Origin of the sequence: Actinotalea sp. C106 (assembly GCF_023630195.1) — a bacterium.
Lineage (GTDB): Bacteria > Actinomycetota > Actinomycetes > Actinomycetales > Cellulomonadaceae > Actinotalea.
This window is the reverse complement of record NZ_JALPKN010000489.1, coordinates 1-1,416: the sequence shown is the minus strand read 5'-3', so window position 1 is coordinate 1,416 and position 1,416 is coordinate 1. Positions and strand designations below refer to the sequence as shown.

2 protein-coding genes and 1 pseudogene are annotated in these 1,416 nt (G+C 75.3%); 1 reads left to right on the top strand and 2 read right to left on the bottom strand.

The features are described from left to right. A pseudogene (locus L0B03_RS17905) lies at nt 1–317 on the top strand (L-aspartate oxidase); the annotation flags it as partial. Nucleotides 318–331: 14 nt separating this feature from the next. Here the strand turns inward: L0B03_RS17905 and L0B03_RS17900 are convergent. Together L0B03_RS17900 and L0B03_RS17895 are read right to left on the bottom strand one after the other, a co-directional pair. Further along, entirely contained in the window at nt 332–679 is a 348-nt protein-coding gene (locus L0B03_RS17900; protein WP_250448365.1) for a rhodanese-like domain-containing protein, read from the bottom strand. Further along, nucleotides 676–1,416 (bottom strand): rhodanese-like domain-containing protein (locus L0B03_RS17895; protein ID WP_250448364.1); only part of this gene is annotated, 741 nt, incomplete at its 5' end. The genes L0B03_RS17900 and L0B03_RS17895, both read right to left, overlap by 4 nt.

Here is a 1,416-nt window from a genome sequence, read left to right as displayed (position 1 = left end):
GCCTCGCCCAGCGTGGCCCCGGGGTGATCCGCAGTGCTGAGGGCCTCGCCTCGGCGGCGACGGCCCTGGCCCGGATGCCCGTCCGCGCCCACGAGCAGCCCGGCGTGGTCGCCGCCCCGCAGACCGCCGAGTGGGAGACCACCAACCTGCACCAGGTGACGACCCTGCTGACGACGGTCGCTGCCGAGCGCACCGAGAGCCGCGGCGGGCACTTCCGGGAGGACTTCCCGGTCCGGGACCCCGCGTGGCGCGGGCGCCTGGTGGCCCGGCTCGACGCCGACGGCCGGCTCACCACCCGCCGGGCGCCGGTGGGCTGACCCCGGCTCCGGTGCTACGTGCCGGGCTGCTCGACAGGGAACCCCGAGGAGCGCCAGGCCCCCGTGCCTCCTGCGACGTTCGCCACGTCGTGGCCCTGCTGGGAGAGCCAGGCCGTGACCTGGGCCGAGCGTCCGCCCGACTCGCAGATCACGTAGACCTCACCGGGCAGCGAGGTGACCTCGCCGACCCGGTCGACGAACTGGGTGAGCGGGATGCTCAACGCCCCTGGGACGTGCCCGGCGGCGTACTCGTGGTCCTCGCGGACGTCGACCACCGTCACGGGGGCCCCGCTGCTCGCGGGGCTCTCGAGCCTCTCACGCAGGGTCGCGACGTCGATCTCGCGGAGGGTGTCGTCGTTCATGCTGCTCCTCGGTCGAGGGTGAGGTCGGGGCGCGCGGCGCGCAGGGTGAGCATGCCACCTGAGAGGTTGGCGACGTCGAACCCGGCCTGGTCGAGCACCCGGTGGGCCAGGTAGGAGCGGAACCCGCTCGCGCAGTGCACCCGCACCGGACGGCCCGCGGCGGCCTCGCGCACCTCGTCGAGCCGCTCGCGCAGGGCCGTGTGCGGCACGTTGAGGGCCCCCGGCAGGTGACCGTCGGCGAACTCGGCCGCCGAGCGGACGTCGAGCACCAGGGCGCTCGCGAGCACGTCGTCGAGGTCCCGCGGGTACCAGAGCCGCAGGGTGCCGTCGAGGACGTTCTGGGCGGTGAACCCGGCCATGTTCACCGGGTCCTTGGCCGAGCCGTAGGGCGGGGCGTAGGCCAGCTCGAGCTCGGCCACGTCGTCCATCGTCATGCCTGCCGCGAGGGCCGTGGCGAGCACGTCGATGCGCTTGTCGGCCCCGGCCCGGCCCACGGCCTGAGCACCGAGCAGGCGGCCGTCGGGGGCGAAGGCCACCGTCATGTGGACCTGCTCGGCCCCGGGGAAGTACCCGGCGTGGTGGCCGTGGTGCAGGTGCACCACGTGGTGCTCGACCCCCTGGCTGCGCAGGGTGTGCTGCGAGGCGCCGGTGATCGCCGCCGTCAGCCCGAAGACCCGCACGACGGCGGTCCCGAGGACCCCGCGGGCGGCGCGCTCGGGGGTGAGCCGCCCCAGCAG